The sequence below is a fragment of the Streptomyces sp. NPDC057565 genome (assembly GCF_042801455.1).
GTDB lineage: Bacteria > Actinomycetota > Actinomycetes > Streptomycetales > Streptomycetaceae > Streptomyces > Streptomyces yanii.
Genome location: NZ_JBHVFU010000006.1, coordinates 271594 through 297915, shown reverse-complemented (window position 1 = coordinate 297915; position 26322 = coordinate 271594). Strand labels below are relative to the sequence as shown.

Genomic DNA, 26322 nt, shown 5'->3' with positions numbered 1-26322 from the left:
CGCTCCCCCGCCGCGGAGGAGCGGAAATCGGCCTCGACCAGCCGGAGGGTGCTGTACGCCACATACCGGCTGTCCGGCCGCCCGAGCGGGGCCCCTGTCCGCCGTCTTCCGGGCCGGAGCCGTCGCCCCGCCCGTCGACGCGGCGGCAGCCCACCGTCCTCGCGCTCCGTGTTTCTGCCCCCGTGGTCATGTCTTCCGATGAATTTCACCGACGGTCACGGACGCGCTCCCGGCCGGGGGCCGCCCGCCGCGGCAGTCGGGCGACTTCGGCGGGGAGGGGGATGCGCAGCGGTGGGGGGTGTCCGCGCATTGATTGCCCGGGTCAACAGGTAGGCACGACCTTGCCCGCCGAGTGCTTCGGCGGGCAAGGGAATTGAGCCAGTTCTGAGCTTCCGCTGTGGCCCTGACCTGCTATTTCTTACGATTCGCGGGGGGTCCTGCCGCTTGCGGCTTCTTGAAACCGATGTCCTGGTAGTGCGGGACTCCGAAGCCGAAGGCGCCGACATTCGCGAGCTTCTTGTCGGTGGCCACGAGCTGTGGGCGCTGATACAGCGGAATCGATCCTGCAGCCGCCCAGATCCGGGCGTCCGCCTGCTTCATCAGGTCCTGGGCAGTCCCCTCGTCGAGTTCGGAGACCGCCTGGTCGAAGAGCTGGTCGATGTGGTCCGTACCGACGCGGGTGTAGTTCTGCTCGACGAGCAGCGAACCGTCGGCGGCGGGGACCGGCTTGGCGAAAATCGGCCGGTCGTCGGTGGCCGGGTAGGCGGTGGCGGGCCAGGAGTACAGCGCCAGGTCGTAGTCGCCGGACGCAACGTGGTCCTTGAAGTAGCTGGCGTCCGAGACCTTGATGATCTGGGTGCGGATGCCGACCGCGTCGAGCATGGCCGAAATCTTGTCCCCCACGGTCCGCAGCGACTCCGAGCCGGGTCCGGACGGCAGGACGAAACGCAAGGTCAACGACTTGCCGTCCTTGCCGAGGGGGCCACGGACCGGGTCGGCGGCCTTGGCCGGGGCCGCCGGAGCCGCAGTCCCGGCGGGGGCGTAGGCGCCTGCGACGCCGCCCGGCCCCCGTTCCTGGGCGGTGACCTTCTTCCGGGTGCCCTCAGCAGGGCTGGTACCGGTGTCGGCGACGGTGCGGGCGTCGGCGTACGCGTCCGAGAAGGTTCCGGCCTGGCGCAGCAGTGCGGCGCTCTGGACGGCGGCGGCCGGAGCGGGGGCGAGGGCGCGGCCGAACCCTTCGTCGTCGCCCGGCTTGTTGTCGCTGCCGGACTTCGCCGCCTTCTCGTCCTTCGCGGCCTTGTCCGCCTTCTCCTCGGCCGTCTTGCCCTTCGTCTTCTCGCCCTCGCTCCCCGCCTTCGTGCCGTCGGGCTCCTTCGCCGCGCCGTCCCGGGTCCAGCCGGCGTCCGCCAGCAGCGCCTGCGCCGCCTTGGGGTCCTGGTCGCCGAGCACGCCACTGCTGTCGTGGTAGCCACGCTGTCCGGCCACGGCCAGGTGACTGCCGAGCGGGGCCGCGGGCAGGCCGAGCGGGCTCAGCACGGCGTCGGCGATCTCCTGGCGGTTCAGGGCCCGGGCGACCGCGCGGCGCACCCGGTTGTCGGCCAGTGGCCCGGACTCGCCGTTCAGCGCGAGCTGGGTGTAGGCGGGCTCCAGCGACTTGCGGAGAACATAGGCGCGCAGCCCGTCCTGCTCGGAGGCGTACACCTCGGCGGCTGCCCTGGTCTTCTCCCTGGCCGCCCGGGCGACCGCCGCCGCGTTCTCGTCCGAGCCGTGCGCCACGGCCCAGGAGCGCATCGCGGCAGCCGGGCCGATCTCCCAGCCGGGGCCGTGGGTGAGCGGCTGCCCGTTGCCTCCCTTGTCCCGTCCCGCCGCCACGATCCGGTGCGCCGCCGCCGCGTCGACATCGGCGATGTCGACCTTGCCCTCGACCAGCGCCGCGGTGCGGTCCTTCGGTTTGACCGCGCGGAAGACGATCGAGTCGAGCTTCGCCTGGCCACCCCACCAGCGCGGGTTGCGGACCAGGGTGATGGTGCCCTTCCCCTTGTCCACGCTGCGCAGCTGAAAGGGGCCTGCGGTGGCCTTGAGCGTGGTCCGCGCTCCGTCGTTGAAGGTGTCCGGGGAGCCGGTCACCTCCTTGGGGTACAGCGGGGAGAACAGGGAGCGCCAGTCCCCGTACGGTTTGGCGAAGGTGACCCGGACCTCCAAGTCGTTGGCGCCGCGCTCGATCCGTTCGATCCGCTCGTAGCCGGCGTTGCGGGCGGTCCAGAACGCCGAGTCCTTGCCGCTGAGCGCCCGCCACTGGGCGACGAAGTCGGGGACTCCGATATCCCGGCCGTCGCTCCAGACCGCCTGCTGGTTGAGCCGGTAGAGCACGACCTGCCTGGGCTCGCGCTCGACGACCTTTGCGGATTTCAGGTAGTCCGTGTTCATCCGCGGGGTGCCCTTGGCGTCGAGCGGGAAGAGCGTCGGCAGCAGTGCCCCGGTGATGCGTGTGGTGGTGGCGTCGGCGTCCGCCTGGAAGGCGTTGAAGGTCGCGGGCATCGCGTCGATCGCCCAGTTGACCGTGCCGCCCTCGGCGACCTGGCCCCGGCCCGCGGGGGCCACGTCCTGCGGAACGGCGATGGCGGCGGTGGCGTCCTCGTCCGAACTGCCGCACCCGGCGAGCGCGGGGATCGTGAGCACACCCGCGACAAGGAGCGCGAGCGGGCGGCGCTTTCGGACTGTCCCGCGCGGGACGCCGACGTGGGACATGGCTGATACCTCCGGGGCCGGCCCGGCCCACCCGTATGTGAATGGACCAGATTGTGCTTGTTTGGTGGCATTGAATGCTGATCACACTAGTTCCGCTCATCCAATGAAGGCGCCCACGCGCGCGAGACGGCGCAGACACGACGCCCGGCCCGCGAACCTCACCCGGGCGGCGGAGCACCGAACAAAGACGGGGCGGCCCGCTCCCTTCCCAAAGGGGATGTGACGCGCGACACTCGCATGCGCATGAGCATTGCCACCCGCGACCGCGGAGGTGAGAGCAAGTCATGTCACTGCAGGACGAGTTGACTGCTGTTCAGCACTGCCTCGACGACCTGGTCCGCACCGTCGGACGGCTGGAGCGGAGCCTTGCGCAGCTGCGCGCGGCCGACACCGGTCCGCAGCCGCCCGGACCCGCCGCCGGCACCGATCCCGTCGACGGCGTCATCACGATCACCGAGGCGCCGTACGACGCCAGCCTGTGGACGGACTCGGACGACGAGGGTCTGGGCGTCCGCGGCAGGCACGCCCCCTAGGAGAGTTCCTTGGCCACCGGCACAGCACCAGGTACGGAACCATCTCGACGCAAGGACCCCGCGCGGCGCGGCGCACCCACCACCCGGCCGACCGGCGTGCACGACGCCTCGCGGGCTGCCATCGCCGCCCGCCATCTGCGGACCGACTGCTGGTGGCTGGCGCCCGCGGTCACCGCGGGCGGGCTCCTCGCCTTCATCGTCTACTCGACCTGGCGGGCCTTCTCGAACGCCGACTACTACGCCGCCCCCTATGTGTCGCCGTTCTACTCGCCCTGTCTGGCGGAGAACTGCGCCCCCATGCGGCACGGCCCGAACTGGGAAATCCTCGGCAGCTGGTGGGGCCTCTCACCCGCCCTGCTGATCCTGATCTTCCCGCTCGGCTTCCGGCTGACCTGTTACTACTACCGCAAGGCCTACTACCGGGGCTTCTGGGCCTCGCCCCCGGCCTGCGCGGTCGCCGAGCCGCACACGACGTACACCGGCGAGACCCGCTTCCCGCTGATCATGCAGAACATCCACCGGTACTTCTTCTACGCCGCGGTGCCGGTCGCCGGGATCCTCACGTACGACACCGTGCTCTCCTTCCGTGACGAGCACTACGCCTGGGGCCACATGGGCCTCGGCTCCCTGATCTTCCTCATCAACATCACGCTGATCTGGGCGTACACCCTGTCCTGTCACTCCTGCCGGCACATCATCGGCGGCCGGCTGCGGCACTTCTCCAAGCACCCCGTGCGCTACCGGCTGTGGGGCTGGGTGGGCCGGCTGAACGCCCGGCACATGCTCCTCGCCTGGGCCTCCCTGATCAGCGTGGCGGTCGCCGACTTCTACGTGTATCTCGTGGCCTCCGGCGCCTTCGACGATCCGAGGTTTTTCTGAATGACTGAGCTCGAACGGCAGCAGTGGGACGTCGTCGTGGTCGGTGCCGGAGGCGCCGGGCTGCGCGCCGCCATCGAGGCGCGGGAGCGCGGGGCCCGTACCGCGGTCATCTGCAAATCGCTCTTCGGCAAGGCACACACGGTCATGGCGGAGGGCGGAATTGCCGCCTCCATGGGCAATGTGAACTCCGGGGACAACTGGCAGGTGCACTTCCGCGACACCATGCGCGGCGGGAAGTTCCTCAACCAGTGGCGGATGGCGGAGCTGCACGCCAAGGAGGCGCCGGACCGGGTCTGGGAGCTGGAGACCTGGGGGGCGCTCTTCGACCGTACGCCGGACGGAAAGATCTCCCAGCGCAACTTCGGCGGCCATGAGTATCCACGGCTCGCCCATGTCGGGGACCGTACCGGCCTCGAACTGATCCGCACCCTCCAGCAGAAGATCGTCTCGCTGCAACAGGAGGATCACCGCGAGCACGGCGACCACGAGGCCCGCTTGAAGGTCTTCCAGGAGTGCACCGTCACGCGGGTGCTCAAGGACGGCGAGCGGGTCAGCGGGACCTTCTGCTACGAGCGCGAGTCCGGCCGCTTCTTCGTCCTCGAAGCGCCCGCGGTCGTCCTCGCCACCGGAGGCATCGGCAAGTCCTTCAAGGTCACGTCGAACTCCTGGGAGTACACCGGCGACGGCCACGCCCTCGCGCTGCTGGCGGGCGCACCCCTGCTGAACATGGAGTTCGTACAGTTCCATCCGACCGGCATGGTCTGGCCCCCGTCGGTGAAGGGGATCCTCGTCACCGAGTCGGTGCGCGGCGACGGCGGGGTGCTGCGCAACTCCGAGGGCAAGCGGTTCATGTTCGACTACGTCCCCGATGTGTTCAAGGAGAAGTACGCGCAGTCGGAGGAGGAGGGCGACCGCTGGTACGAGGACCCGGACCACAACCGCCGCCCGCCCGAGCTGCTGCCGCGCGACGAGGTCGCCCGCGCCATCAACTCCGAGGTGAAGGCGGGCCGCGGCTCACCGCACGGTGGCGTCTTCCTGGACGTGTCCACCCGGATGCCGGCCGAGACGATCCGGCGGCGGCTGCCCTCGATGTACCACCAGTTCAAGGAGCTGGCGGATGTCGACATCACGGCGGAGGCGATGGAGGTCGGCCCGACCTGCCACTACGTGATGGGCGGGATCGCCGTCGACTCGGACACCGCGGCAACCGTCGCCGTGCCCGGCCTGTTCGCGGCGGGCGAGGTCGCCGGCGGTATGCACGGCTCCAACCGGCTCGGCGGCAACTCCCTCTCCGACCTGCTGGTCTTCGGCCGACGCGCCGGACTGCACGCCGCCGAGTACGCGAGCGGGATCGGTGACCCGCCGGTGGTGGACGAGGAACAGATCGACGCGGCGGCGGCGGAGGCACTGCGTCCGTTCAGCACCGAGGAGCCTGACGCCGCCGGGGGGCCGGCGGAGAATCCTTACGCCCTCCACCAGGAACTCCAGCAGACGATGAACGACCTGGTCGGCATCATCCGGCGGGCACCCGAGATGGAACAGGCGCTGGAGAAGCTCGCCGAGCTGCGGATACGGGCGCGCCGCGCCGGGGTCGAGGGCCACCGCCAGTTCAACCCGGGCTGGCACCTCGCCCTGGACCTGCGGAACATGCTGCTGGTCAGCGAGTGCATCGCCCGGGCCGCGCTGGAACGCACGGAGAGCCGCGGCGGTCACACCCGCGAGGACTGTCCGACGATGGAGCGCTCCTGGCGGCCGGTCAATCTGCTCTGCCGGCCGTCCGACGACGGCGCCCTGCCGCTGGGCGGCCGGATCGAACTCGTACGGAAGACGACCGAACCCATCCGACCGGACCTGCTCTCCCTCTTCGACAAGGAGGAGCTGGTCAAGTACCTCGCCGAAGAGGAGCTGTACGAGTGAGCAGCTACGAAGCCCGGTTCAGGGTCTGGCGCGGCGACACCGACGGCGGTGACCTGCAGGACTTCTCGGTCGAGGTGAATGACGGCGAGGTCGTCCTCGACATCATCCACCGGATCCAGTCCGGTCAGGCGGGCGATCTGGCGGTGCGCTGGAACTGCAAGGCGGGCAAGTGCGGTTCGTGCAGCGCGGAGATCAACGGACGGCCACGACTGATGTGCATGACCCGTATGTCGGTGTTCGACCGGGACGAGACGATCACCGTCACTCCGCTGCGGGCGTTCCCGGTGATCCGCGATCTGGTGACGGACGTGACCTTCAACTACACCAAGGCACGGGAGGTACCCGCCTTCGTACCGCCGAAAGGCGTGAAGGCGGGCGACTACCGGATGCAGCAGGTCGATGTGGAGCGTTCGCAGGAGTTCCGCAAATGCATCGAGTGCTTTCTCTGCCAGGACACCTGCCATGTGGTGCGCGACCACGAGGAGAACAAGGCGGCGTTCGCCGGACCGCGCTTCCTGATGCGGGTCGCCGAGCTGGACATGCACCCCTTGGACGCCGCCTCCGAGTCGGGAATCGACCGGAAGGCGACGGCGCAGGAGGAGCACGGGCTGGGCTACTGCAACATCACGAAATGCTGTACGGAGGTGTGCCCCGAGCACATCAAGATCACGGACAACGCGCTGATCCCGCTGAAGGAGCGGGCGGTGGACCGCAAGTACGACCCGCTGGTGTGGCTGGGAAACAGGATCCGACGGCGGGAGGCTCCCTGATGCCGGTCAGCCGAGCAGCTTGACGATCGCCTCGGTGGTGTCCGTCTCGCCGAGCCTCGGGAAGATCTTCTCGATGCTGTTGGTGTGGGAGCCGCCATCCATGTCGGTGACCGCGTCCGTGACGACGGTGACGTGGTAGCCGTGCTCGTGTGCGGCCCGGGCGGTGGACTCGACGCCGATGCTCGTCGCGACTCCCGTCACCACGACCTGGGTGACGCCGCGGCGGCGCAGCTGAAGGTCGAGATCGGTGCCGTAGAAGGCGCCCCACTGCTGCTTGGTGACCACGACGTCGCCCTCGCGCGGGCCGAGCTCGGGGACGATCTCGGCCCAGTCGGCGGCGGGCTGCCCGGAGCGCCGGGGCCCTCGGTACGGCCGGGGGCGCCGCCGGTGACACGGACCAGGACGACGGGGAGACCCTTGGCCCGGAAGGCGTCGGCGAGGGTCGCGGAGTTGGCGACGATGTCGGCCGCCGGATGGGCGGTGGGCAGGCCGACAATGCCCTTCTGGAGATCGACGACGACCAGGGCGGTCTTCGCGTCCAGGGTGGTGGCGGTCATGGTGGAGCTCCTTGCTCGGTTCTTTCCGGTGGAGGTCGGTTACAGGTGCGCAGTGCGCGGTCGGTGACGGTCAGCAGCAGGCCGAGCACGGCCGAGACCGCTGCCATCGGATGAAGTCCGCCGTCGCTCGGCGACTGCCCGTAGGCGAGGGCGATCAGGCTGGACGCGGTGATGGCCCCTATGTACTGGACGGTGCGGTACTGGGCAGTGCGCTGGAGTCCTGCGGCGGAGCCGATGGCCTCCGGTGGTGCGTGCGTCCGGACAGCGGCCTGGTTGCTCGTACCGATCAGCCCCTGCGGTATGCCGAAGCAGGCTCCGGCGAGCAGCAGCACGGCGAAGGGGCCGAGCAGCCACCACACCGGGTGGGCGAGATCGAGCAGGAAGAAGACCAGCACGGTCAGGAACGAGAACGGGCTGGGCCACGGCGCCGGCGAGATACAGGACCGAGATGAGCCACGCGATGTCGGCGGCACCGATGCCGAAGTGATGCCCGATCGCCACCAGGGCGGTGGAGATCATGGTGGTGTTGAGCACGGAGCCGAGGAGCAGCGGGGCGGTGAGGCGGGCGCTGAAGCCGGGGATGGCGGCGGCCGGGCCGGGGGCTGCTGCGGCGGCCGTGCCGGACGTGGGTGCGGTGGCGGCGGCCGGACCGGGGATCGCTTCCGGCGCCGGCCCGTCGCCGACCGCCCGTAGTGCTGTCGGTTCGCAGGCGGTCACTTCTCGACCAGGCGGTCGAGGAGGGCCGTGGCCTCGGCGACGGTGCGGCGCTCGTCGCCGTCGAGTCCGGCCGCAATCGCTTCGGCCAGCCAGTTGTGCTTGGCGGCCCGTACGGCGCCGAGCGTGGTGCGGCCGGATTCGGTGATGGACACGACCGACTTCCTGCCGTCAGCTGGATCGGGGGCCCGCTCGACGAGGCCCTGGCTCTCCAGCGCGCCGAGGGTCAGCCGCATGGACTGGGGCCGTACGTACTCCGCGCGGGCCAGCCCGGCCGTGGTGTCCGGACCTTCCCGGCCCAGCCGCGCCAGCACCGAGCGCTGGGTGGGGGTGAGCAGGCTGTCCGACGAACTGGTGCGCAGCCGCCGCAGCAGCCGGTTGACGACGGAGACAAGCTGCGTCGCCATCTGCTCGGCACTCGGCTCAAGGGGTGCGCCTTCGGACGATGTCGGTTCCCGCATATCCCCAAAGTAAAAGATGCACAGGCCATCTTGCAAGGTTGCCTGTCTATTTTCGCGGAGTCGCTCGGGACCTTGCTCGTGCACGACCCCGCGATCTAGGGTGAATGCGCTTTCAGAAGAAATATCGGTACGGAAGAAGAAGCGGACGGTCGGTCGGGTGAGCGCCCCAACGGTGTACGACGTCGCCGAGCGGTCGGGGGTCTCGATCGCGACGGTCTCGCGGGTCTACCGCAACCCGGATTCCGTCCGCGCCCAGACCCGCGAACGGGTTCTCGAAGCGGCACGCGAGCTCGGTTACGTACCCAGCGGGAACGCCCGCGGACTGGCCAGCCGGACGACCGGCGTGCTCGGACTCTGCTTCCCCGACTACGCCGACCCGGACGCCGAGGCCGACGCGGAGGCGGACAGCGACGCCGACGACGCGGTGATGCTCTACTCCGACCAGATCATCCGCGGCATGGAACGGGCGGCGCGGCGGCACGGATACGCCCTGCTGATCGCAGCATCGCTGGAGGGCGGGCCCGAGAGCCTCGTCGCGAAGGTCGCGGGCCGGGTCGACGGCTTCGCCGTACTGGCGCAGACCGTGCCGACCGAGGACCTCGAAGTGATATCGCGCCGGCTGCCGGTGGTGATGCTCGCCGGGCCGCGCGAGATCGACCACCTCGACCACATCGTCGTCGCGAACGCGGACGGCGAACGCGAACTGGCCCGCCACCTGATCGAGGACCACGGGCTGCGCAGGCTCGCCTTCATCGGGGGCGAGGTGGAGTCCCCGGACGCGGAGGCACGGTTCCGCGGCTTCCAGCAGGCCTGCCGGAACGCCGGGCTCCCGGTGCCGGACGCACCGGACCTGCGGGCCGAGATGATGACGCAGGCCGAGGGCGCGCGGACGGCAGAGGCACTGCTGGACCGGAACGCGGGCCTCAGCGACTCCGAACGCCCGCAGGCGATGCTGTTCGCCAATGATCAGATGGCGGTGGGCGCATTGCGCGCACTGGAGCGCCGGGGGGTGCGGGTGCCCGAGGACATCGCCGTGACCGGGTTCGACGGGATCCCGCTGAGCCGGATCGTACGACCGCCACTGACGACCGTACGGCAGCCGATCCGCCAGCTGGGCGAGCAGGCGGTCGAACTGCTGGTGCAGCGCCTGAGCAACCGGGAACGCCCCCCGGTCTCCCTCATGCTCCCGGTCTCGCTGGCCCGCCGGGCCAGCTGCGGCTGCGGCTGACGGACGCCGGAAGTCACCCACGACCGGGCGCGCATCCCAGCGTCTCGGGCGCCCGAGGACAACCCGGCAGCCGGCTGATCCCAGTTCCCCGGGATCAGTGCCATCAGGGCTCTGGCCAACGCCGAAGGGGGTCCCCCCTGGCCCTTAAGGCCTTGGGGGAGTGCGTGCCGGGCGGCGCGACGGGGCAAAGCTTGCCCGGGACAGCCCTCAGGCCAGGTACGTGCCGAAGAACCGCCGCCGGTTCTCCCGCAGTTCCGCCGTCTCCGCGGCAAGCCCCTCGTGCTCGAAGTGCCCCGCGCTCAGCACCTGCAGTTCCCGCGGCCCGGTGAGCGCATTGTGTACGGCGAACTGACCGGGCGGCGGCACCGCCGGATCAAACAGCGCGGCCGCCACCAGCGTCGGCAACTCCACCTGCGCGGCGGCCGTCGCCGCGTCGAAGTACCGCAGCACATCGGTGACTTCAGGGTGCTCCCGGTGGTACGCGCGCACCGATTCACCACTGCCGACACACGGCAGCGTGATGCGCAGCGGGTGGTTCCCGAACGTCGGCACCGTCAGCTGAGCGGCCCCGAACCGGTCGTCCCACGGCAGGGCCAGCGCGCCGAGTCCACCGCCGAAGCTCTCCCCGAGGTAGCCCAGGCGATGAACCCCCTCCCCGCCCTCGGGAGCAAGCTCCGGGACGAGCTCGTGCAGCGCCGAGGCCGCGCACCACAGGTCGGCCACGCAGTCGCCGATGACATACGTGTCGCGCGACTCGATGCCGTGCAGGACATGCGCGTCGGCCGCGTCGGGAATGCCCGGCTGCAGGCCGCGGCTGCCCATGCCGCGCACACAGGGCAGGATCGCGGCGGACCGGGCCAGCGGCAGCGGCAGATCGGGCCCGGGTTCCTGCCGGCCGCCGTAGCCGTGGCCGATCACGAATCCGTGCTCCGCCGCCCCCTCGGCAGGCAGTGCGAGCCAGCCGCCGATCCGGGCCCCACCCACGGAGGTGTACGTCACACCGTGGATCCGAAGCCCGTCGCGCTCCCCCTCCAACGGGCCTATCCGCGGCTCCGTGGCGACCTTGCGGGCCTCGTCGTGGCGGGCTCGCCAGAAGGCCGCGAAATCGCCCGGGGCGGCAGGCGGCGGGACGCGCAGGAGCTCATCGAGCGAGCACCCGTAGGACGGATCGAACGGGAAGTCATGCGTGAACGAAGCCATGATCGCGACAGTATCGCCCCACCATCTCCGGTCCAGACCACTTACCGAATCGGTCACATCGGTTTCATATCCGCAAACACCCCGTTTACGGTTCCAAAGTTGAACATTCAGATGACCGACACGTTGCACGAGTGTGACCTAGCACCCTCTTGCGCATCCCCGAATATGTGCCGCAGAGTGATGTATGCGCTTACAGGCAGCGCATACATTCGGATTGCTCAAGGAGGAGCCCTCCATGTCCCGCACCGTCAGAACCGCCTCGGTCGGCATAGCAGTCGCTCTCGCATTCGGCATCACCGCGTGCGGCAGTTCCGGTGGCGACGACGTCGCCGCGGACAAGAAGCAGACGATCACCGTCTGGGCCATGGGGGCCGAGGGCGAGAAGCTCGCGGATGTGGCGAAGGTCTACGAGAAGTCCCACCCGAACATCACCGTCAAGGTGACCCCGGTCGGCTGGGACGTCGCCCACCAGAAGCTGGTCTCCGCGGCCGCCGCCGGCACCTTGCCGGACGTGGCGCAGATGGGCGGCAGCTACATGGGCGAGTTCGCCGAGCTGGGCGTCCTCGAGCCGGTGGACACCAAGACCTTCGACAAGAAGGACTTCTTCGCCTCCGGCTGGAACCAGGGCGAGGTGGACGGCACCGCGTACGGCGTGCCGTGGTACGTCGACACCCGCGTCCTCTACTACCGCACCGACCTGGCCGAGAAGGCCGGCATCGACAAGGCCCCGACCAACTGGAAGGAGATGCAGGACCTCGCGACCGCCTACCAGAAGAAGGCCGGTACCAAGTGGGGCCTGTCCATCCAGCCCAGTGGCCTGGACACGGTGCAGAACTTCTACTCCTTCCTGTACTCGGCCGGCGGCGAGATCGTCAACGACAAGGGCGAAGCCGTCATCGACAGCCCTGAGGCCGTCAAGGCGCTGAAGGAGTACGGCTCGTACTTCGACAAGGGTCTCTCCAACAAGTCCGTGCAGCCCGGCTACGACGTCGTGAAGGACTTCGGCAACGGCCGCGTCCCCATGTTCTTCGGCGGCCCCTGGCACGTGACCCTGCTGGACGAGGGCCAGCCGCAGATCAAGGGCAAGTGGGCGGTGGCCAACGTCCCCGCCGACAAGTCCTCCGTCTCGATGGCGGGCGGCTCCTCCCTGGTGATCTCCAAGGACAGTGAGCACAAGGCCGCCGCCACGCAGTTCATCAAGTACCTGACCGACGCCAAGGGCCAGGCCGACTGGTACAAGCGCACCAAGGACCTGCCTGCCAACACCGCGGCCTGGACCTCCGGAACGCTCGCCGACGACGCCAACCTCCAGGTGTTCAAGAAGCAGATGGACACCGCCAAGCCCTCGCCCTCGCTGGCCAAGTGGACCGAGATCACCGACAAGGTGGACCAGGCCATCGCGAAGGTGACCCAGGGCAAGGCTTCCGCCGAGGACGCGCTGAAGACGGCGCAGTCCCAGATCGAAGGCCTCGTGAAGTAGGAGCCATGAGCACCACGACCGGAAAGGCCGCACAGCCGGCCAAGGTGCAGGCCGGGCCGGGGACCTCCGCGTCCCCGGCCGCCGGGCCACAGGGGCGCCGGGGTCGCAAGAGGGCTTCGATGGGTGTGCAGAACGCGGCCGGCTGGCTGTTCTCCACTCCCTTCCTCGTCCTCTTCACCGTCTTCATGGCGTTCCCGATCCTCGCCACTCTGCTGATGAGCTTCACCGACTTCGGACTGCGCAATGTCACGCACCCGCTGGACGCGAATTTCATCGGTTTCGAGAACTACGTCAATCTGTTCAGCGACGACAAGTTCCTCAAGTCGCTTTTCAACACTGCGTACTTCGTGGTCATCGGTGTCCCCCTGACGATCTTCCTCGGTCTGGTCGCCGCGGTACTGCTGAACAACGGCATCGACCGGGCGCGGACCTTCTTCCGGGTCGGTTTCTACGCTCCGGTGGTCACCACGATCGTCGCGGTCGCCGTGGTCTGGCGTTTTGTGCTCGACCCGAGCGACGGGCTGATCGGCGGCCTCTTCACGGAAGTGGGCCTCACCCCTCCGGACTTCCTCGGCTCCGAGACGCTGGCGATGCCGTCGATGATCGCCATGGCGGTCTGGCGCAACCTCGGCACGGTCATGGTGCTCTTCATCGCCGGCCTGCAGGCCATTCCCACCGAAGTGCGGGAAGCCGCGAAGCTCGACGGCGCCGGTGTCTGGCACGAGTTCCGCAGGATCACCGTGCCTCTGCTGCGGCCCACGCTCCTCTACGCCACGGTCATCACCACCATCGGCTACCTCAACGTCTTCGAGGAACCGTTCGTGATGACGCAGGGCGGGCCCTCGGACTCCACCCTCACCGTTTCGCTGAACATGTACCGCGAGGGCTTCAACTTCTTCCACATGGGCTATGCGAGCGCCATGGCGTATGTCCTCTTCGTAGTGATCATGGGCATCACTGTGCTCCAGCTCCGACTGCTGAAGGACAACACGAAATGAGCGCCACCCGTGCACCCGGCGCCGTCCCGACGGCGAAGTCGAAGGAGCCGATCCGGCCCCAGGGCGTGAAGAAAACCCGAAACCCCAAGCGGCCGCTGGTCTACGTCCTGCTCTCGGTCGGTCTGCTGATCATGTCGGCACCGTTCCTCTGGATGGCTCTCTCGGCCTTCAAGACGTCGAGCGAACTGTCGGCCAGCCCTCCGGTGTGGATCCCCACCGAGTGGACCCTGGACAACTTCCGGGACCTGCTCGACAAGCTCGATCTGCCGCTGTACTTCATGAACTCGGTGATCGTGGCGGTGCTGGTCACCCTCGCGAACCTGGTGTTCTGCTCGATGCTCGGCTATGCCCTGGCCAAGCTGAACTTCATCGGGCGCAACAAGATCTTCGGGCTGGTCCTCGGCGCCCTGATGGTGCCCGGCAATCTGATGCTGCTGCCGCTCTTCGTGCTGATGAGCAAGCTCCAGCTGATCGACACCTACGCGGGGCTCGTGCTGCCCTTCGCCGCCGGAGCCTTCGGTGTCTTCCTGATGCGGCAGTTCATGCAGTCGATCCCGGACGAACTGCTGGAAGCGGCCCGGATGGACGGCGCCGGCGAGTGGTACATCTTCTGGCGGATCGTGATGCCGCTGGTGAAGCCTGCCCTCGCAACGCTCTCGATCTTCACCTTCCTCGGTTCCTGGAACAACTTCGTCTGGCCGCTGATCGCGACCAACGACCCGGACAAATACACCCTGCCGGTAGCACTCGCGACCTTCGCCACGGACCCCAACAAGGCTGGTGGCTCCAACGGCATGCTGATGGCCGGGGCGTTCCTGGTCGTGCTGCCCGTGCTGGTCCTGTTCATCGCGCTGCAGCGCCACTTCACCCAGGGCATTGCCACGGCCGGCATGAAGTAGCCCGCCCGGCCAAAACGCACAAGGCCGCACCCCACTCCGCTGTCGGCCACACCCCTCCATGCACCAGAAAGACATTTTGCGATGACTCACACCCAGGTCCCGTTCCCCGAAGGCTTCCTGTGGGGTGCCTCCACGGCCGCCCACCAGATCGAGGGCAACAACACCAACAGCGACTGGTGGGTCAAGGAACACACCGCGGGCACCCACATCCAGGAGCCCAGCCTGGACGCCTGCGACAGCTACCACCGCTGGCACGAGGACATGGACGTACTCGCCGGTCTCGGTTTCACCGACTACCGGTTCTCCATCGAGTGGGCGCGCATCGAGCCGGCCGAGGGCCAGTTCTCGCGGGCCGAACTCGCCCACTACCGCCGCATGGTCGAAGGCGCCGTCGAGCGCGGCCTGCGCCCGATGATCACCCTGCACCACTTCACCGTGCCGCAGTGGTTCGAGGCGCGCGGGGGCTGGACCGCCGAGGGAGCGACCGAGCTCTTCGCCCGCTACGTCGCAGCCTGCGCACCGGTGATCGGCCAGGACGTCAGCCACGTCTGCACCATCAACGAGCCCAACATGATCGCCGTGATGGCCGGCCAGGCCAAGCGGGGCGACAACAGCTTCCCGCCGGCCGGGCTGCCGACCCCGGACGACGAAACGACCCAGGCCGTCATCGCCGCCCACCACGCCGCCGTCAAGGAGGTCAAGGCGGTCAACGCCGACATCCAGGTCGGCTGGACCATCGCCAACCAGGTCTACCAGGCGCTCCCGGGCGCCGAGGACGTCACGGCCGCGTACCGCTACCCGCGCGAGGACATCTTCATCGAGGCCGCCCGCGGCGACGACTGGATCGGCGTCCAGTCCTACACCCGCACCAGGATCGGCGCCGACGGACCGATCCCGACGGCCGAGGGCGTCGAGCGCACCCTCACGCAGTGGGAGTACTACCCGTCCGCGGTGGGCTACGCGCTGCGTCACACCGCCGAGGTGGTCGGCAGCGAGGTGTCGCTGATCGTGACCGAGAACGGCATCGCGACCGATGTCGACAGCCGCCGGGTCGACTACTACACCGGGGCTCTGAACGAGGTCGCGTCCGCGCTGCAGGACGGTCTCAACATTCAGGGCTATCTGGCGTGGAGCGCGCTCGACAACTACGAGTGGGGCTCCTACAAGCCCACCTTCGGTCTGATCGGCTGGAACCCGGAGACCTTCGAGCGGCTGCCGAAGCCGTCCGCCGTCTGGCTGGGCGAAATGGGCCGCACCCGCACCCTGCCGCGCATCGCCGACTGACGAAACCCCACAGACCGGGAGCCACCTGACGGCCCCCTCCAGTGCGGGAACCGGCGGAACCTGACGGCCGCCGGTTCCCGCACTGCACCCTTCGGCGCGCTCGACGCCCCACGGCCTCGGACGCGCCGACAGCCACACCCGAAAACCGCGCCATCGGCGCAGCCACACCCGCGGCCGTCTTCCTGCCGCCGCATCGAGCACGCCACGAAATCCCCCCATCCCCCTTCTGCCACCGGGAGCTGGACCTTCATGGACCGTCGCACGTTCATCACCGCTGCAGGGACCGGGGCTGCCGCCCTGTCCTTCGGAGTCGTATCCGCGTCCTCCGCGAGCGCCGCTCCGGCCACTCGATCCGGTCAACCCACTCATGCCGCGCATCCTGTTCATGCCTTTGATACACCGCTGCTGCTGCGCTGGTTCCGCGACACGTACCACTCGATCGAGGCAATGACGACCGACCTCGGTCTGGCCACGGACAAGATCGACGTCAGCGGATCCGGCGGCCCCGTCCAGTCCCGCCAGACCTCGCCCACCAATATCGGCTGCGGGCTCTGGTCGACCGTGGCCGCGGGCCGTCTCGGCGTGATCAGCGACGCCACAATGCACCGAAGGCTGGAGCGCACCGTGCAGGCCGTGGAGAAGCTGGAGCGCCACCACGGCTTCTGGCTCAACTGGTACGACGCGCACGATGGTTCGGTGCTGACCGAGTGGCCCGGCACCGGCGACCCGGTCCGCCCGTTCCTCTCCTCCGTCGACAACGCCTGGCTGATCACCGGCCTGCGCATCGCCGCCGACGCCTCGCCCGCGCTGCGCCCGCGCGTCTCCCGGATCCTGGCTACCGCCGACTGGTCGTACTACTACACGCCGTACGACCCGGCCGACCCGGTCGCCGGCCCCGGCCAGCTGCGCGGCGGCTTCTGGCCCGACACCGAGGAGCCCACCGGCCACCATTACGGAGCGCTCAACACCGAGCCGCGCATGGCCAGTTACCTCGGCATCGCGGATGGATCACTGCCGGCCGACCACTACTGGCACCTGCTGCGCACGATGCTTCCGGAGCACGGGCAGGAGCAGTATCCGCAGGGTTCGTACGTCGCCATGGACGGCGTTCGCGTCTGGCAGGGCCACTACACCCACCGCGGCCGGAAGATCATCCCCAGCTGGGGTGGTTCGATGTTCGAGGCGCTGATGGTGCCACTGTTCGTGCCGGAGCCGGAGTGGTCGCCGCAGGCCTGGGGCCTCACCCACCAGCGTTATGTCCGCAGTCAGATCGAACACGGCATGGACGAAGCGAAGTACGGGTACTGGGGTTTCTCCCCCGCCAACATTCCCGAGGGCGGTTACCAGGAGTACGGCGTCGACGCCATCGGCATGCAGGTCGACGGCTATGCCTCCAATACCGACCGTACGTACACCACGGACGGCGCGCCGCTGCCGCCCGCGTCGGCGTTCACCAACGGTGTGGTCACCCCGCACGCCTCGTTCCTCGCCCTGCCGTACGCACCGGTGGAGGCGATGGCCAACCTGCGGGCGCTCGACCGCGACTTCGGTGCCTACCACGACGGTTACGGCTTCCGGGACTCCGTCAATGTCCGCACCGGACGGGTCAGTGATTACATGCTCGCCCTCGACCAGGGCATGATCGCCGCGGCACTGGCCCAGGCGATCCGCCCCGGGCTGCTGCAACAGCCTTTCCGGACGGGCGGGTTCCGGTCGAAGGTGCGTCCGCTGCTCGCCAAGGAGCGGTTCTCCATCTGACCCCCGGCGGCGGGGTCAGTTCCACCCCTCGCGGTACGCCGCCCAGTCACCTTCCCGCGCGGCGAAGTCCACATAGAGCGCGACTCCGAACCGTTCCCGGCCGCGGTCCGTGCGTCCCAGACCCAGTCTGGTGCCGCGGACTGCGGCCTCGACCGTCTCCGCCGACTCGTGGTGCCCGAGATCGTCCTCGTGGAAGAACGGCAGGCCCATCAGCAGATCGGTCTCCCGGGGGGTCACTTCGAGGGCGAGCGCTGTCTGCTCCGCGACGTAGCCGCCGTACATGCCCTCCAGCGGCATCCAGCTGTCGTACGACATGACGGCGATCTGGTCCACACGTCGCGCCACCTGCCCGAAGAACTTCTGCGACCACCACTTGGGGCTGCCACTGAGCGTGCCCACGACACTGTGCGCGGCGGGCAGCGGATCGATCTGGTGGGCGGCGACGGAGAGCGGTGCCGATCGGGCCTGTGTGAGGGCGTGCAGGTCGTCGAGCAGCGAGAGATAGTGCCGGTCGCCGGAGTGCAGGGGTTCGAGGTCGAAGTGGACACCGTCGAAACCGGCATCGAGGATCTGCCTCGCGGAGGCGACCACCGCGGTGCGGGACGCGGACCGTTCCAGACGAAGCCCGTCGGGACCTTCGGTGGCCAGGACGTCGCCGAGCCAGGCCTGCACCCGGATGCCCGGCAGAGTGCGGTGCACGGCATCGAGCAGCCATCGCGCCTTCGGGTAGCGGGTGGTGGGCAGTGTGCCGTCGTGTTCCAGGGGTCCGGCATGGACGTACAGGTCCTTGATCCCGGTCCCCCTGATCCGGGCGGCAAACGCGGCGAGGTCCTTGTCGGTCTTGCGCCCGTCGACCCAGGCGTGGCCGAGCCAGACGGCATCACGGCCGCGGGTACGGGTCCCGGCACCGGGATCGCCGGAGTAGTTGATCCGCAGCGCGACACCCGCCGTGACCACCGGAATCACGATCACCAGGACGAGGCCGAGCGCGATCCGTCGCGGCCAGGTCTCCCAGAGCCGACTCCAGCGGAACCGGCCCACCCGATTCCACACAGCACTGGCCATATCCCTCATACGCGTACGCACTCCGGTGCCCCCTTGATTGTCGGCGTGCCGTGGCAGTATGACCGCCATGACTCCTCCCTGCCGAAGGGCCGATGCGGCGTAAGCAGCCCGGCGCGCTGCGCACCGCCCAGCAGAGAACGCCCGGACGGCTGTTCCAGCCGGGCAGGATCCACCGGCTGTCCCTCTCCGCCGACGCCGCGATCCGTCGTGTGGAGCACGAGAGCGATGGGTACACGGTCTTCCCGGGTGCCACAGCCGCAGCCCCGCATCGCTGTCACTCCTTCTTCGGCCTCCCGGGCCGCACGCTGTACCCCGGCCTCGCCGACTGCCCCTGTCGGGGCTGCTCGCTCGACGACGTGACCCTTGCCAGGGACGTGCTCGACGACGTCCTGGCCCTGCTGCCGCCCCGGCCGCAGGCCGAGCCGGGCCGCCTCGTCGCCCTGATCGACAGGGAGCTGTTCCGCCGGCCCCTCCCCGATCCCCGCGCGCCCGGCCATCCGTGGCGACGGGAGGCGTGGTGGCGGATGCGGCAGTAGGACGGCGTCATCGATCCCCCGCAGTGCGGACCGTAGGACCCCACCTCGGAGGATCACGTGGCACCGGCCCCGGGCGGACCGCCGGGTCGCGGGTGACTGAGGGTGGACATAACCTCACAAAGGTGATGCAGCTCGTGAGCCGTACCCGGATCCTCATACCGGGCCGCGCCCTCGTCGCGGTGCTGTTGGCGTTGGCCTGGCCGACCTTTCCCGCTGCGCCGATCGCCCGCGCCGACGACCCCGTGACGTTGTCCCGGGACGGGCAGATCACCGACAAGGTGGGTGCTCTCGGTGATCGAAGGTCCGAAGTGGTCGCCGCGCTCGACCGTCTCTACGCCGACCGCCGCATCCAGCTCTTCGTCGTGTACGTACGTGACTTCTCCGGCCGTTCCGCGCAGAACTGGGCCGATGAGACCGCCCGTAAGAACGGGCTCGGCCTGGAGGACGTCCTGCTCGCTGTCGCCACACACGGCCGGCAGTACGCGTACACCGTCGACCAGGGCTCCCGCCTGACCGACGCCCAGCTTCGGGACGTGGCGAGCACGGCCATCGAACCGGCCCTCAGGGAGAACGACTGGGCGGGCGCCGCCATCGGGGCTGCCGACGGCTATACCGCCGTACTGGCCGGGAAGCCCGTGCCCACCCCCGCCGTCACACCCGGCGCCAACGATCCCGGAACGGGGAATCCCGGCGGGACGAGCGCCTGGGACCTGCTCCTGCCCGTGGCCCTCGTCGGCGGGGCGGGAGCGGTCGCCGCCTATACGTACACCCGCCGGAAGAGACGCACCACGACCCGCACCACTCCCGGCGCGACCGGCTGGGCACAGGGCACCCCTCCACCGGAGCTGCCGACTCCGCTTCCGGAGCTCGATGCCCGGGCCAAGCAGACGCTGGTGGACACGGACGACGCGGTCCGCACCAGTGAAGAAGAACTCGGTTTTGCCACCGCGCAGTTCGGGGAAGAGGCCGCCGCCCCGTTCACCGGGGCCGTCACATGCGCGAAGGACGAGCTGACCGCCGCGTTCCGGTTGCGCCAGCAGCTCGACGACGCCTTCCCCGAGGACGACGCGACGCGCCGTCGGATGCTGGACGAGATCATCAGCCGCTGCACCGAGGCCAACACACGACTCGACGCCGTCTCCGAGGACTTCGACCGGCTGCGCGCACTGGAACGCAACGCTCCGCAGGCCGTGGCCACCGCCGAGTCCGCTTTCCGTGCGCTCGCGGGCCGGGTGTCGGCGGCCGACACGGTGCTCACCACGCTGCGCAGTCGGTATGCGGAATCGGCCTCCTCCTCCGTCACGGGCGATGCCGAACAGGCGAAGGACCGTCTCGTCTTCGCGACCTCGAGTCTCAACCAGGCGCGACAGGCGGTGGACGGGGGCAACAACGCGGCAGCCGCGGTGTACGTACGGGCCACCGAGGGCGCGGTCGGTCAGGCGACCACCCTCGTCGACGCCGTGGACCGGCGGGCCCGGGAGCTCGCGGAGGCGGCGGCGAAGCTGCCGGCCGCGCTCACCGAGACAGAGACCGATCTGGCCGATGCGAACGGGCTGCTCGAAGGCACCGCGGAAAACGTGCCGACCGCGGATCTGCGGGGCCGGGTCGCCCGGGCCCGGTCGGTGCTCGGCGAGGTGAAGAGGGAGCTGGCGGCCGGGCCTTACGACCCCATCGATGCGCTGCGCAGAGTGGAGGAGGCGGATGCGGCGCTCGACGAGGCGCTGGCCGGGGCACGCGAGCGGGAGCAGGGCCATCGTCGCGCCCAGTCCCTGCTCGACCAGGCGACGTTCACCGCACGCTCGGCGATCGCCGCAGCCGCGGACTACATCACGACGAACCGCGGGGCGGTGGGCAGCCAGGCCCGGACCCGCCTCGCGGAGGCGCAGCGGCGATTGGAGCGGGCCCGGGAGCTGGCCGGGAACGACGATCCGCAAGGCGCCCTGGCCGAGGCGCATCGGGCGGACTCGCTGGCCGGACAGGCGCAGAGCCTGGCCGAACAGGATGTGCGGGCGTACGGGAACCGAAACGGTCCGGGCGGTGTACAAGGAGGCGGGATGAGCGGGGCGGTCCTCGGCGGGATCATCCTCGGCGGTCTCCTGGGCGGCGGGGGCGGCGGCTACGGAGGGGGGTTCGGGGGCGGATTCGGCGGGAGCGGTGGCAGGGGCGGGCCCGGCAGTTTCGGCGGCGGGGGCACCCGCGGCCGGCGGGGTGGCGGCGGCCGCTTCTGAAAAATCGGCGGAACATGCGCGCGAGCGCGTTCGGACCGCCCGTACGGCCTGTCCGATTCGCACAGCCCATGGAATTCATACGGTCCACACGGCCCATACCAAGGAGAGGTGCCATGACCAAACAAACCATCCTCGGCCGCGTCACTCAGCTGGCAAAGGCCAACATCAATGCGCTGCTGGATCAGGCGGAGGATCCGCAGAAGATGCTGGACCAGCTGATCCGCGACTACACGGCGAACATCTCGGAGGCCGAACAGGCGGTGGCGGCGACCATCGGCAATCTGCGGCTGATGGAGCAGGACCACCGGGAGGACGTCGACGCGGCCGAGGAATGGGGCAACAAGGCGCTCGCCGCCAGTCGCAAGGCCGACGAGCTGCGGGCGGCGGGCTCGGCAGCGGAGGCCGACACGTTCGACAACCTGGCCAAGGTCGCGCTCGGCCGCCAGTTGCAGTCGGAGAAGGAGGCGAAGACCGCAGAGCCGACGATCGCCGCGCAGACGGAGGTGGTGGACAAGCTCAAGTCCGGCCTGGACCAGATGAAGAACAAGCTGACAGAGCTGAAGTCCAAGCGGGACGAGCTCGTCGCACGCGCCAAGTCCGCCCAGGCACAGAACCAGATGATGGACTCCGTCAAGAACATCAATGTGCTGGACCCGACCAGTGAGCTCAGCCGCTTCGAGGACAAGGTGCGGCGCGAGGAGGCGAAGGCAATGGGCAAGCAGGAGCTCGCCGCATCGTCCCTGGACGCCCAGTTCGAGCGGCTGGACAGCCTGGGCGACAGCGCCGAGATCGAGGCCCGGCTTGCTGCCCTGAAAACGGCGTCATGACCGCCGCACCCGGAGCGGCAGCCGTTCCGACCCCGGGTCCCGGTCCCGCGTTCAGAACATGCTCAGCAGCTGCTCGACCGTGCGTTCTGCGGCCGGTGCCCCGTCGGGCAGCGGCAGCTCGAACCAGACGGTCTTGCCGCGCGGAGTCCGCCTCGAACCCCAGGCCGCACTCAGCAGTCCGACCAGCTGCAGCCCGCGCCCGCCCTCGTCCGTGTCGTGTGCTCGGCGTCGCCGCGGCTGGACGAGACCTGCGTCCCATACCTCGCACACGAGCGTACGGTCGCGCAGCAGCCTGAGCCGGATCTCGCCCTCGCCGTAGCGCAAAGCGTTGGTGACCAGCTCACTGACGAGCAGTTCGGTAGTGTCCACCAGGTCATCGAGTTCCCAGGCGAGCAGTTGGCGACGGGCCAGTTCGCGGGCACGGCCGACGGAGCGGGGTTCGCGCGGCAGCCGCCAGTCGCCGACCGCGTCGATCGGCAGCCCCTGGATGCGGGCCATCAGCAGGGCGATGTCGTCCTCACCGTGCCGGGTGTCGAGCGTGGTCAGTACGTGGTCGCAGACGTCCTCGAGCGGGAGCTCGGGTTCGACGAGGGCGTTGCGCAGTGCCTGCAGTCCTTCGTCGAGCGGGTGGTCGCGGGACTCGACGAGACCATCGGTGTAAAGGGCGAGGAGGGCGCCCTCCTTCAGTTCGACCTCGACTTCCTCGAAGGGTTCGCCGCCGACGCCGAGCGGCATCCCGGGCGGGACGTCGAGCAGCAGGGCGGGTTCGCCCGGCTCGACCACAACAGGGGGGAGGTGTCCGGCGTTGGCAAAGGTGCACCGCCGGGTGACCGGGTCATAGACGGCGTAGACACAGGTCGCCAGATAGACCTCGGAGAGATCTGCATCCCGGGCCTTGTGGGACGCCCGTGACGGCCACTGGGCGCCGCCGAGGCCATCGGAGGGGGTGCTGCCACCGGGGGTGCCCAGACCGCGGGCGACCTCGTCGAGGGCGGAGAGAACCTCGGCGGGTTCCAGGTCGAGGAGGGCCAGGGTCCTTACGGCGGTGCGCAGTTCGCCCATGGCGACGGCGGCCCGCAGTCCACGGCCCATGACGTCGCCGACCACCAGGGCGGTGCGGTGTCCGGGGAGTTCGATCACGTCGAACCAGTCGCCGCCGACCTCGGTCGCGGTGTTGCCGGGAAGATAACGGCAAGCGATGTCGAGACCGGCTGCCTCGGGATCGCCCGGTGGCAGCAGGCTGCGCTGGAGGATGAGCGCGCGCTCGTGCTCGCGCCGGTAGAGGCGGGCGTTGTCGATACAGACGGCGGCGCGGGCAGCGAGTTCGGTGGCGAGGGCCCGGTCGCGTTCGCCGAAGGGTTCGCTGCCCTTGGTGCGGGAGAACTGGACGAGGCCGACGACGGTGTCATGAGCGACCATCGGAACGGCAAGGGTGGACTGGACGAAGCCGCGGTCGTCGCCGGGGACGTCCTCGACGTGGCCGGTCCGCAGGGCTATGGAACAGGGGGAGTTGAAGGGGTAGCGGTGGACGGCGCCCAGGGCGGGCGGGGTGATGGCGCCGTCGGTCGAGGCGCTGTCCGGGGCAGTGGCCGGAAGGGCATCCGACACGGCACTGGCGAAGGCGACACGGCGCAGTTCCGCGGATCCGCCGACGGGCTCGTGGTGGAGCGAGCCCCAACTGCCGGGCGGCGCTTCGTCACCGGTGAGCAGCCCCTGATAGAGGTCGACCGAGGCGAGGTCGCAGAAGCCGGGTACAGCGACGCCGAGGAGTTCGCGGGCGGTGGTCTCCAGGTCGAGGGAGTTGCCGATGCGGGCGCCGGCCTCGTTGAGCAGGGCGAGGTTGCGGCGGGCGCTGGCGGCCTCGCGGGCGGCGATGTGTCGGCGGGTGACGTCGGTGGCCAGTCCGGCTATGCCGATGGGGCGGCCTGCTCCGCTGTGCACGCGGTAGAGGTTCATCGACCAGTGGCGGCTCTCGGAGTCGCCCGGTGTGGTGCCGACGAGTTGGAGATCGGTGACGGAGTTCCCGGTCTCCAGAACACGCCGGAGTGTGGCGGTGAGCCGCTCGGCCTCGGGGCGGGCGAGATAGTCGTCGACCGTGCGGCCGCGGTGGTCGTCGGCCTGGCCGCCGAAGACGGTGGCAAAGCGCTGGTTGGCGCGCACGACCGTGAAGTCTGTGCCGAACAGCACGAAACCGAAGGGAGATTGACCAAAAATGGCCTGCGATGCCGCAAGGTCCGTCTCGATACGCCGCAGGGCGCGGACGTCCACGACGATACAGAGGGCGGCCGGTTCCCCGCTCTCCGTCTCGCTGGGCATGACATAGACCTCGGCGAGACCGTGCACGGCGTTCTCGCCCGGCATCCGGAAGGGGACGAGGCCCGTCCACTCCTTGCCGTCGAGTATCTCGCCGACCCGGCGATGGCCACCGGTGCGCAGCTCTGCGGGCATGAAGGTCTCGACCGGGTCCCTGCCCACCGCCTCGTGCGCGGCAATGCCGAAGAGGCCGGCGGCCCGGCGGCTCCACTGCTCGATCAGCCCGTCGGGGCCGATCGAGAAGGAGGCGACCCTGATGTAGTCATAGATCGAGCCAGGCGGGCTGCTCTGCCACACGACGTCGCCCGCTGTCCCCGGTATTTCGCTCACGCGACCGTCCCCTCCAGCTCACACACCGGACCGGTCCTGCCCGCAGTATTCAGCACTACGGCGCTCTCCGGCACGGCGTTCAGGATCACAGCACGGCCACAGTCCCTTTCAGCCAGGTTCGGCCCGGCCTCTGGTGATCGCTGTGCGTCCCACCCCACTCCTAACCAGGGAGGGCCAGCTCGAACCACACTGTCTTTCCACTCTTTCCGCGCCGGGTCCCCCAGCGGCGTGCGGAACAGGCCACCAGCTGCAGTCCTCGGCCGCCTTCGTCGTCGGGTGCAGCAGCACGTTCGGTGGGCGGATCCGGAAGCGGATCGGAGACTTCCACCAGCAGTCCGGGGTGGGCGTCCGGAACTTCGCCATCGAGGTGGGGGCGCACCAGCCGTACCCCGATGGGGCCCGAGGCGTAGCGCAAGGAATTGGTCACCAGCTCGCTGACCAGCAGGACGGTCACATCACCGACGGCCGCATCGAGTCCCCACCCCCGCAGCGCCTCGTGGACCGCATGCCGAGCAGTACGGACGGCGCCGGGCACTGCTGGAAAGGTCCACTCGGCGCAGTCGCCTTCGGTATCGATCACGCCGATCACTTCCCAAGACCAGCAACGAAGAACGTCCTGTTTACGGTGGCTAATCAGCACATACCCGATATTTAGGGCGACCTATCGCCGGAATCGACGCGTAGGGCGTACGGGCGTACGGCGACATGCGCGCAGCGCGGGCACAGCGGGGCACCCGATCAGCAGCACGCACCGCCCGGCAGCCTCCGGGTCGACGCGGTTCCGGTCGGCGTGGATTCGGCCGTCGTGGATTCGGCCGTCGTGGATTCGACCGGCGCGGATCCGGCCGGGAGACGGCGCATGGCTTCGGCGACGGCGGGCCGGTCCTGATCCAGCCAGTCGATCTCGTCACCCTCGCCGGGCCCGAGCCAGCGCAGCTCGTCATGATCCTGGAGCGGCGCGGGCACACCGGACACCAGTCGCGCGGTCCACACCTGAAGTACGTATCCGGGCCCCAGCGGCCACTCACCGGGGATTCGCTCCAGCGGCTCGGTCTCGACGCCCAGTTCCTCGCGGAGTTCACGTACGAGCGCCTGTTCGCCGCTCTCCCCCGGCTCCAGCTTTCCACCGGGCAGCTCCCAGCGGCCGGCCAGCTCGGGCGGCGCACTGCGACGCGCGGCCAGCAGGCGCCCCTGGTCGTAGACGGCTCCGGCCACCACCACGCGATCACTCATAGGCCGGAGCGTAGTCCCCGGTTCCGCCCCTCACAGGCCCCGGCCCCGTACCACCCCCGTAGTCGCCCGTCGGTCACGGCCGGGCGCTCTGCCCCATGCGCTCCACCCAATAGAGCTGCTTGTGTCCGCGATTGTCGAGCTTGTCAGCGATCTTCTGGGCCTCGTCCCGCGTGGCGTACCTGCCGACGCGGTACCGATTGCCGTTGTCGTCCTGCCGTATCACCAGCCACGGGAGCACGGCACCGCCGTCGCTCATCGTGTCCCTCCCGAGCATTGAGCCCCTCCCCTGAACGGCGTGCACGCCTCTAAGGATCCCCAGGAAACCGCAGTACGCATATGCCCGAGCGTACGCCTGGCCTTTACG

At 69.4% G+C, this 26322-nt stretch carries 21 protein-coding genes and 2 pseudogenes; 13 read left to right on the top strand and 10 right to left on the bottom strand.

Features of this window, described 5'->3' with window-relative positions; genetic code table 11:
- Positions 1-411: 411 nt before the first annotated feature.
- Entirely contained in the window at positions 412-2748 is a 2337-nt protein-coding gene (locus ACFU8W_RS15890; RefSeq protein WP_384036825.1) for an ABC transporter family substrate-binding protein, read from the bottom strand.
- A gap of 284 nt (positions 2749-3032) precedes the next feature.
- Here ACFU8W_RS15890 and ACFU8W_RS15885 point away from each other — a divergent pair, with 284 nt between their 5' ends.
- From ACFU8W_RS15885 to ACFU8W_RS15870, 4 genes are read left to right on the top strand one after another with little or no spacing between them, the layout of a single operon-like run.
- On the top strand, positions 3033-3281 hold the full coding sequence (locus ACFU8W_RS15885; protein ID WP_345510563.1) for a hypothetical protein: 249 nt from the start codon (positions 3033-3035) through the stop codon (positions 3279-3281).
- A 9-nt stretch (positions 3282-3290) separates the two neighbouring features.
- On the top strand, positions 3291-4160 hold the full coding sequence (locus ACFU8W_RS15880; RefSeq protein ID WP_384036822.1) for a hypothetical protein: 870 nt from the start codon (positions 3291-3293) through the stop codon (positions 4158-4160).
- Positions 4161-6077, top strand: coding sequence for a fumarate reductase/succinate dehydrogenase flavoprotein subunit (locus tag ACFU8W_RS15875; protein WP_384036819.1), 1917 nt, complete (start codon positions 4161-4163; stop codon positions 6075-6077). It abuts the gene before it with no gap.
- Positions 6074-6847 (top strand): succinate dehydrogenase/fumarate reductase iron-sulfur subunit, encoded by a 774-nt coding sequence (locus tag ACFU8W_RS15870; protein ID WP_384036816.1) that lies wholly within the window; start codon positions 6074-6076, stop codon positions 6845-6847. Before ACFU8W_RS15875 ends, ACFU8W_RS15870 begins: the two co-directional genes overlap by 4 nt.
- A gap of 6 nt (positions 6848-6853) precedes the next feature.
- On the opposite strand, the pseudogene ACFU8W_RS15865 reads toward ACFU8W_RS15870, so the two are convergent.
- The 3 genes and pseudogenes from ACFU8W_RS15865 to ACFU8W_RS15855 all read right to left on the bottom strand — a co-directional run bounded on the left by ACFU8W_RS15865 (position 6854) and on the right by ACFU8W_RS15855 (position 8579).
- A pseudogene (locus ACFU8W_RS15865) lies at positions 6854-7404 on the bottom strand (isochorismatase family protein).
- Positions 7401-7923: pseudogene (locus ACFU8W_RS15860) on the bottom strand (hypothetical protein). The pseudogenes ACFU8W_RS15865 and ACFU8W_RS15860 overlap by 4 nt, the downstream one beginning before the upstream one ends.
- A 194-nt stretch (positions 7924-8117) precedes the next feature.
- Positions 8118-8579, bottom strand: a complete 462-nt coding sequence (locus tag ACFU8W_RS15855) for a MarR family winged helix-turn-helix transcriptional regulator (RefSeq protein ID WP_384036813.1) — start codon at positions 8577-8579, stop codon at positions 8118-8120.
- A 157-nt stretch (positions 8580-8736) separates the two neighbouring features.
- On the opposite strand from ACFU8W_RS15855, the gene ACFU8W_RS15850 reads away from it, so the two are divergent.
- Complete coding sequence (locus ACFU8W_RS15850) at positions 8737-9807, top strand: LacI family DNA-binding transcriptional regulator (protein ID WP_384036811.1); 1071 nt, start codon at positions 8737-8739, stop codon at positions 9805-9807.
- 207 nt (positions 9808-10014) lie between these two features.
- Here ACFU8W_RS15850 and ACFU8W_RS15845 read toward each other — a convergent pair whose 3' ends face one another.
- The gene (locus tag ACFU8W_RS15845) at positions 10015-11007 is read right to left on the bottom strand and encodes an acetylxylan esterase (protein WP_384036808.1); all 993 of its coding nucleotides are present in this window, start codon (positions 11005-11007) and stop codon (positions 10015-10017) included.
- Positions 11008-11242: 235 nt separating this feature from the next.
- Between ACFU8W_RS15845 and ACFU8W_RS15840 the strand changes: the two genes are divergently transcribed.
- The 5 genes from ACFU8W_RS15840 to ACFU8W_RS15820 all read left to right on the top strand — a co-directional run bounded on the left by ACFU8W_RS15840 (position 11243) and on the right by ACFU8W_RS15820 (position 17426).
- The gene (locus ACFU8W_RS15840; RefSeq protein WP_384036805.1) at positions 11243-12487 is read left to right on the top strand and encodes a sugar ABC transporter substrate-binding protein; all 1245 of its coding nucleotides are present in this window, start codon (positions 11243-11245) and stop codon (positions 12485-12487) included.
- A 5-nt stretch (positions 12488-12492) separates the two neighbouring features.
- Entirely contained in the window at positions 12493-13485 is a 993-nt protein-coding gene (locus ACFU8W_RS15835) for a carbohydrate ABC transporter permease (protein ID WP_384036803.1), read from the top strand.
- Positions 13482-14384, top strand: coding sequence for a carbohydrate ABC transporter permease (locus tag ACFU8W_RS15830; RefSeq protein ID WP_384036800.1), 903 nt, complete (start codon positions 13482-13484; stop codon positions 14382-14384). The genes ACFU8W_RS15835 and ACFU8W_RS15830 overlap by 4 nt, the downstream gene beginning before the upstream one ends.
- Positions 14385-14465: 81 nt before the next feature.
- Complete coding sequence (locus ACFU8W_RS15825; protein ID WP_384036797.1) at positions 14466-15668, top strand: glycoside hydrolase family 1 protein; 1203 nt, start codon at positions 14466-14468, stop codon at positions 15666-15668.
- Between the two features lie 249 nt (positions 15669-15917).
- A complete protein-coding gene (locus ACFU8W_RS15820) occupies positions 15918-17426 on the top strand; it encodes a glucoamylase family protein (protein ID WP_384036794.1) in 1509 nt (502 codons plus the stop codon).
- 15 nt (positions 17427-17441) lie between these two features.
- On the opposite strand, the gene ACFU8W_RS15815 is transcribed toward ACFU8W_RS15820, so the two are convergent.
- Positions 17442-18491, bottom strand: coding sequence for a hypothetical protein (locus ACFU8W_RS15815; RefSeq protein WP_384036791.1), 1050 nt, complete (start codon positions 18489-18491; stop codon positions 17442-17444).
- 92 nt (positions 18492-18583) lie between these two features.
- On the opposite strand from ACFU8W_RS15815, the gene ACFU8W_RS15810 reads away from it, so the two are divergent.
- From ACFU8W_RS15810 to ACFU8W_RS15800, 3 genes are all read left to right on the top strand, one after another.
- Positions 18584-19027, top strand: a complete 444-nt coding sequence (locus tag ACFU8W_RS15810) for a hypothetical protein (RefSeq protein WP_384036788.1) — start codon at positions 18584-18586, stop codon at positions 19025-19027.
- Between the two features lie 134 nt (positions 19028-19161).
- Positions 19162-21255 carry a TPM domain-containing protein gene (locus ACFU8W_RS15805; protein ID WP_384036785.1) on the top strand — a complete coding sequence of 698 codons (2094 nt, stop codon included), beginning with the start codon at positions 19162-19164 and terminating at the stop codon, positions 21253-21255.
- 113 nt (positions 21256-21368) lie between these two features.
- Positions 21369-22082, top strand: a complete 714-nt coding sequence (locus ACFU8W_RS15800; protein ID WP_384036783.1) for a PspA/IM30 family protein — start codon at positions 21369-21371, stop codon at positions 22080-22082.
- Between the two features lie 51 nt (positions 22083-22133).
- Here ACFU8W_RS15800 and ACFU8W_RS15795 read toward each other — a convergent pair whose 3' ends face one another.
- The 4 genes from ACFU8W_RS15795 to ACFU8W_RS15780 form a co-directional block, all read right to left on the bottom strand.
- Complete coding sequence (locus ACFU8W_RS15795) at positions 22134-24692, bottom strand: SpoIIE family protein phosphatase (protein WP_384037145.1); 2559 nt, start codon at positions 24690-24692, stop codon at positions 22134-22136.
- Positions 24693-24885: 193 nt separating this feature from the next.
- The gene (locus ACFU8W_RS15790) at positions 24886-25314 is read right to left on the bottom strand and encodes an ATP-binding protein (RefSeq protein WP_266981932.1); all 429 of its coding nucleotides are present in this window, start codon (positions 25312-25314) and stop codon (positions 24886-24888) included.
- A 149-nt stretch (positions 25315-25463) separates the two neighbouring features.
- Complete coding sequence (locus ACFU8W_RS15785) at positions 25464-25958, bottom strand: (deoxy)nucleoside triphosphate pyrophosphohydrolase (RefSeq protein WP_384036779.1); 495 nt, start codon at positions 25956-25958, stop codon at positions 25464-25466.
- Between the two features lie 73 nt (positions 25959-26031).
- Positions 26032-26214, bottom strand: a complete 183-nt coding sequence (locus ACFU8W_RS15780; protein ID WP_266981936.1) for an SPOR domain-containing protein — start codon at positions 26212-26214, stop codon at positions 26032-26034.
- Positions 26215-26322 lie beyond the last annotated feature (108 nt).

Bases quoted from the DNA above. Each gene is read 5' to 3' on its own strand.
- ACFU8W_RS15890 (WP_384036825.1), bottom strand. From the start codon at position 2,748: ATGTCCCACGTCGGCGTCCCGCGCGGGACAGTCCGAAAGCGCCGCCCG.
- ACFU8W_RS15885 (WP_345510563.1), top strand. From the start codon at position 3,033: ATGTCACTGCAGGACGAGTTGACTGCTGTTCAGCACTGCCTCGACGAC.
- ACFU8W_RS15875 (WP_384036819.1), top strand. From the start codon at position 4,161: ATGACTGAGCTCGAACGGCAGCAGTGGGACGTCGTCGTGGTCGGTGCC.
- ACFU8W_RS15855 (WP_384036813.1), bottom strand. From the start codon at position 8,579: ATGCGGGAACCGACATCGTCCGAAGGCGCACCCCTTGAGCCGAGTGCC.
- ACFU8W_RS15845 (WP_384036808.1), bottom strand. From the start codon at position 11,007: ATGGCTTCGTTCACGCATGACTTCCCGTTCGATCCGTCCTACGGGTGC.
- ACFU8W_RS15840 (WP_384036805.1), top strand. From the start codon at position 11,243: ATGTCCCGCACCGTCAGAACCGCCTCGGTCGGCATAGCAGTCGCTCTC.
- ACFU8W_RS15835 (WP_384036803.1), top strand. From the start codon at position 12,493: ATGAGCACCACGACCGGAAAGGCCGCACAGCCGGCCAAGGTGCAGGCC.
- ACFU8W_RS15830 (WP_384036800.1), top strand. From the start codon at position 13,482: ATGAGCGCCACCCGTGCACCCGGCGCCGTCCCGACGGCGAAGTCGAAG.
- ACFU8W_RS15825 (WP_384036797.1), top strand. From the start codon at position 14,466: ATGACTCACACCCAGGTCCCGTTCCCCGAAGGCTTCCTGTGGGGTGCC.
- ACFU8W_RS15820 (WP_384036794.1), top strand. From the start codon at position 15,918: ATGGACCGTCGCACGTTCATCACCGCTGCAGGGACCGGGGCTGCCGCC.
- ACFU8W_RS15815 (WP_384036791.1), bottom strand. From the start codon at position 18,491: ATGGCCAGTGCTGTGTGGAATCGGGTGGGCCGGTTCCGCTGGAGTCGG.
- ACFU8W_RS15810 (WP_384036788.1), top strand. From the start codon at position 18,584: ATGCGGCGTAAGCAGCCCGGCGCGCTGCGCACCGCCCAGCAGAGAACG.
- ACFU8W_RS15800 (WP_384036783.1), top strand. From the start codon at position 21,369: ATGACCAAACAAACCATCCTCGGCCGCGTCACTCAGCTGGCAAAGGCC.
- ACFU8W_RS15785 (WP_384036779.1), bottom strand. From the start codon at position 25,958: ATGAGTGATCGCGTGGTGGTGGCCGGAGCCGTCTACGACCAGGGGCGC.
- ACFU8W_RS15780 (WP_266981936.1), bottom strand. From the start codon at position 26,214: ATGAGCGACGGCGGTGCCGTGCTCCCGTGGCTGGTGATACGGCAGGAC.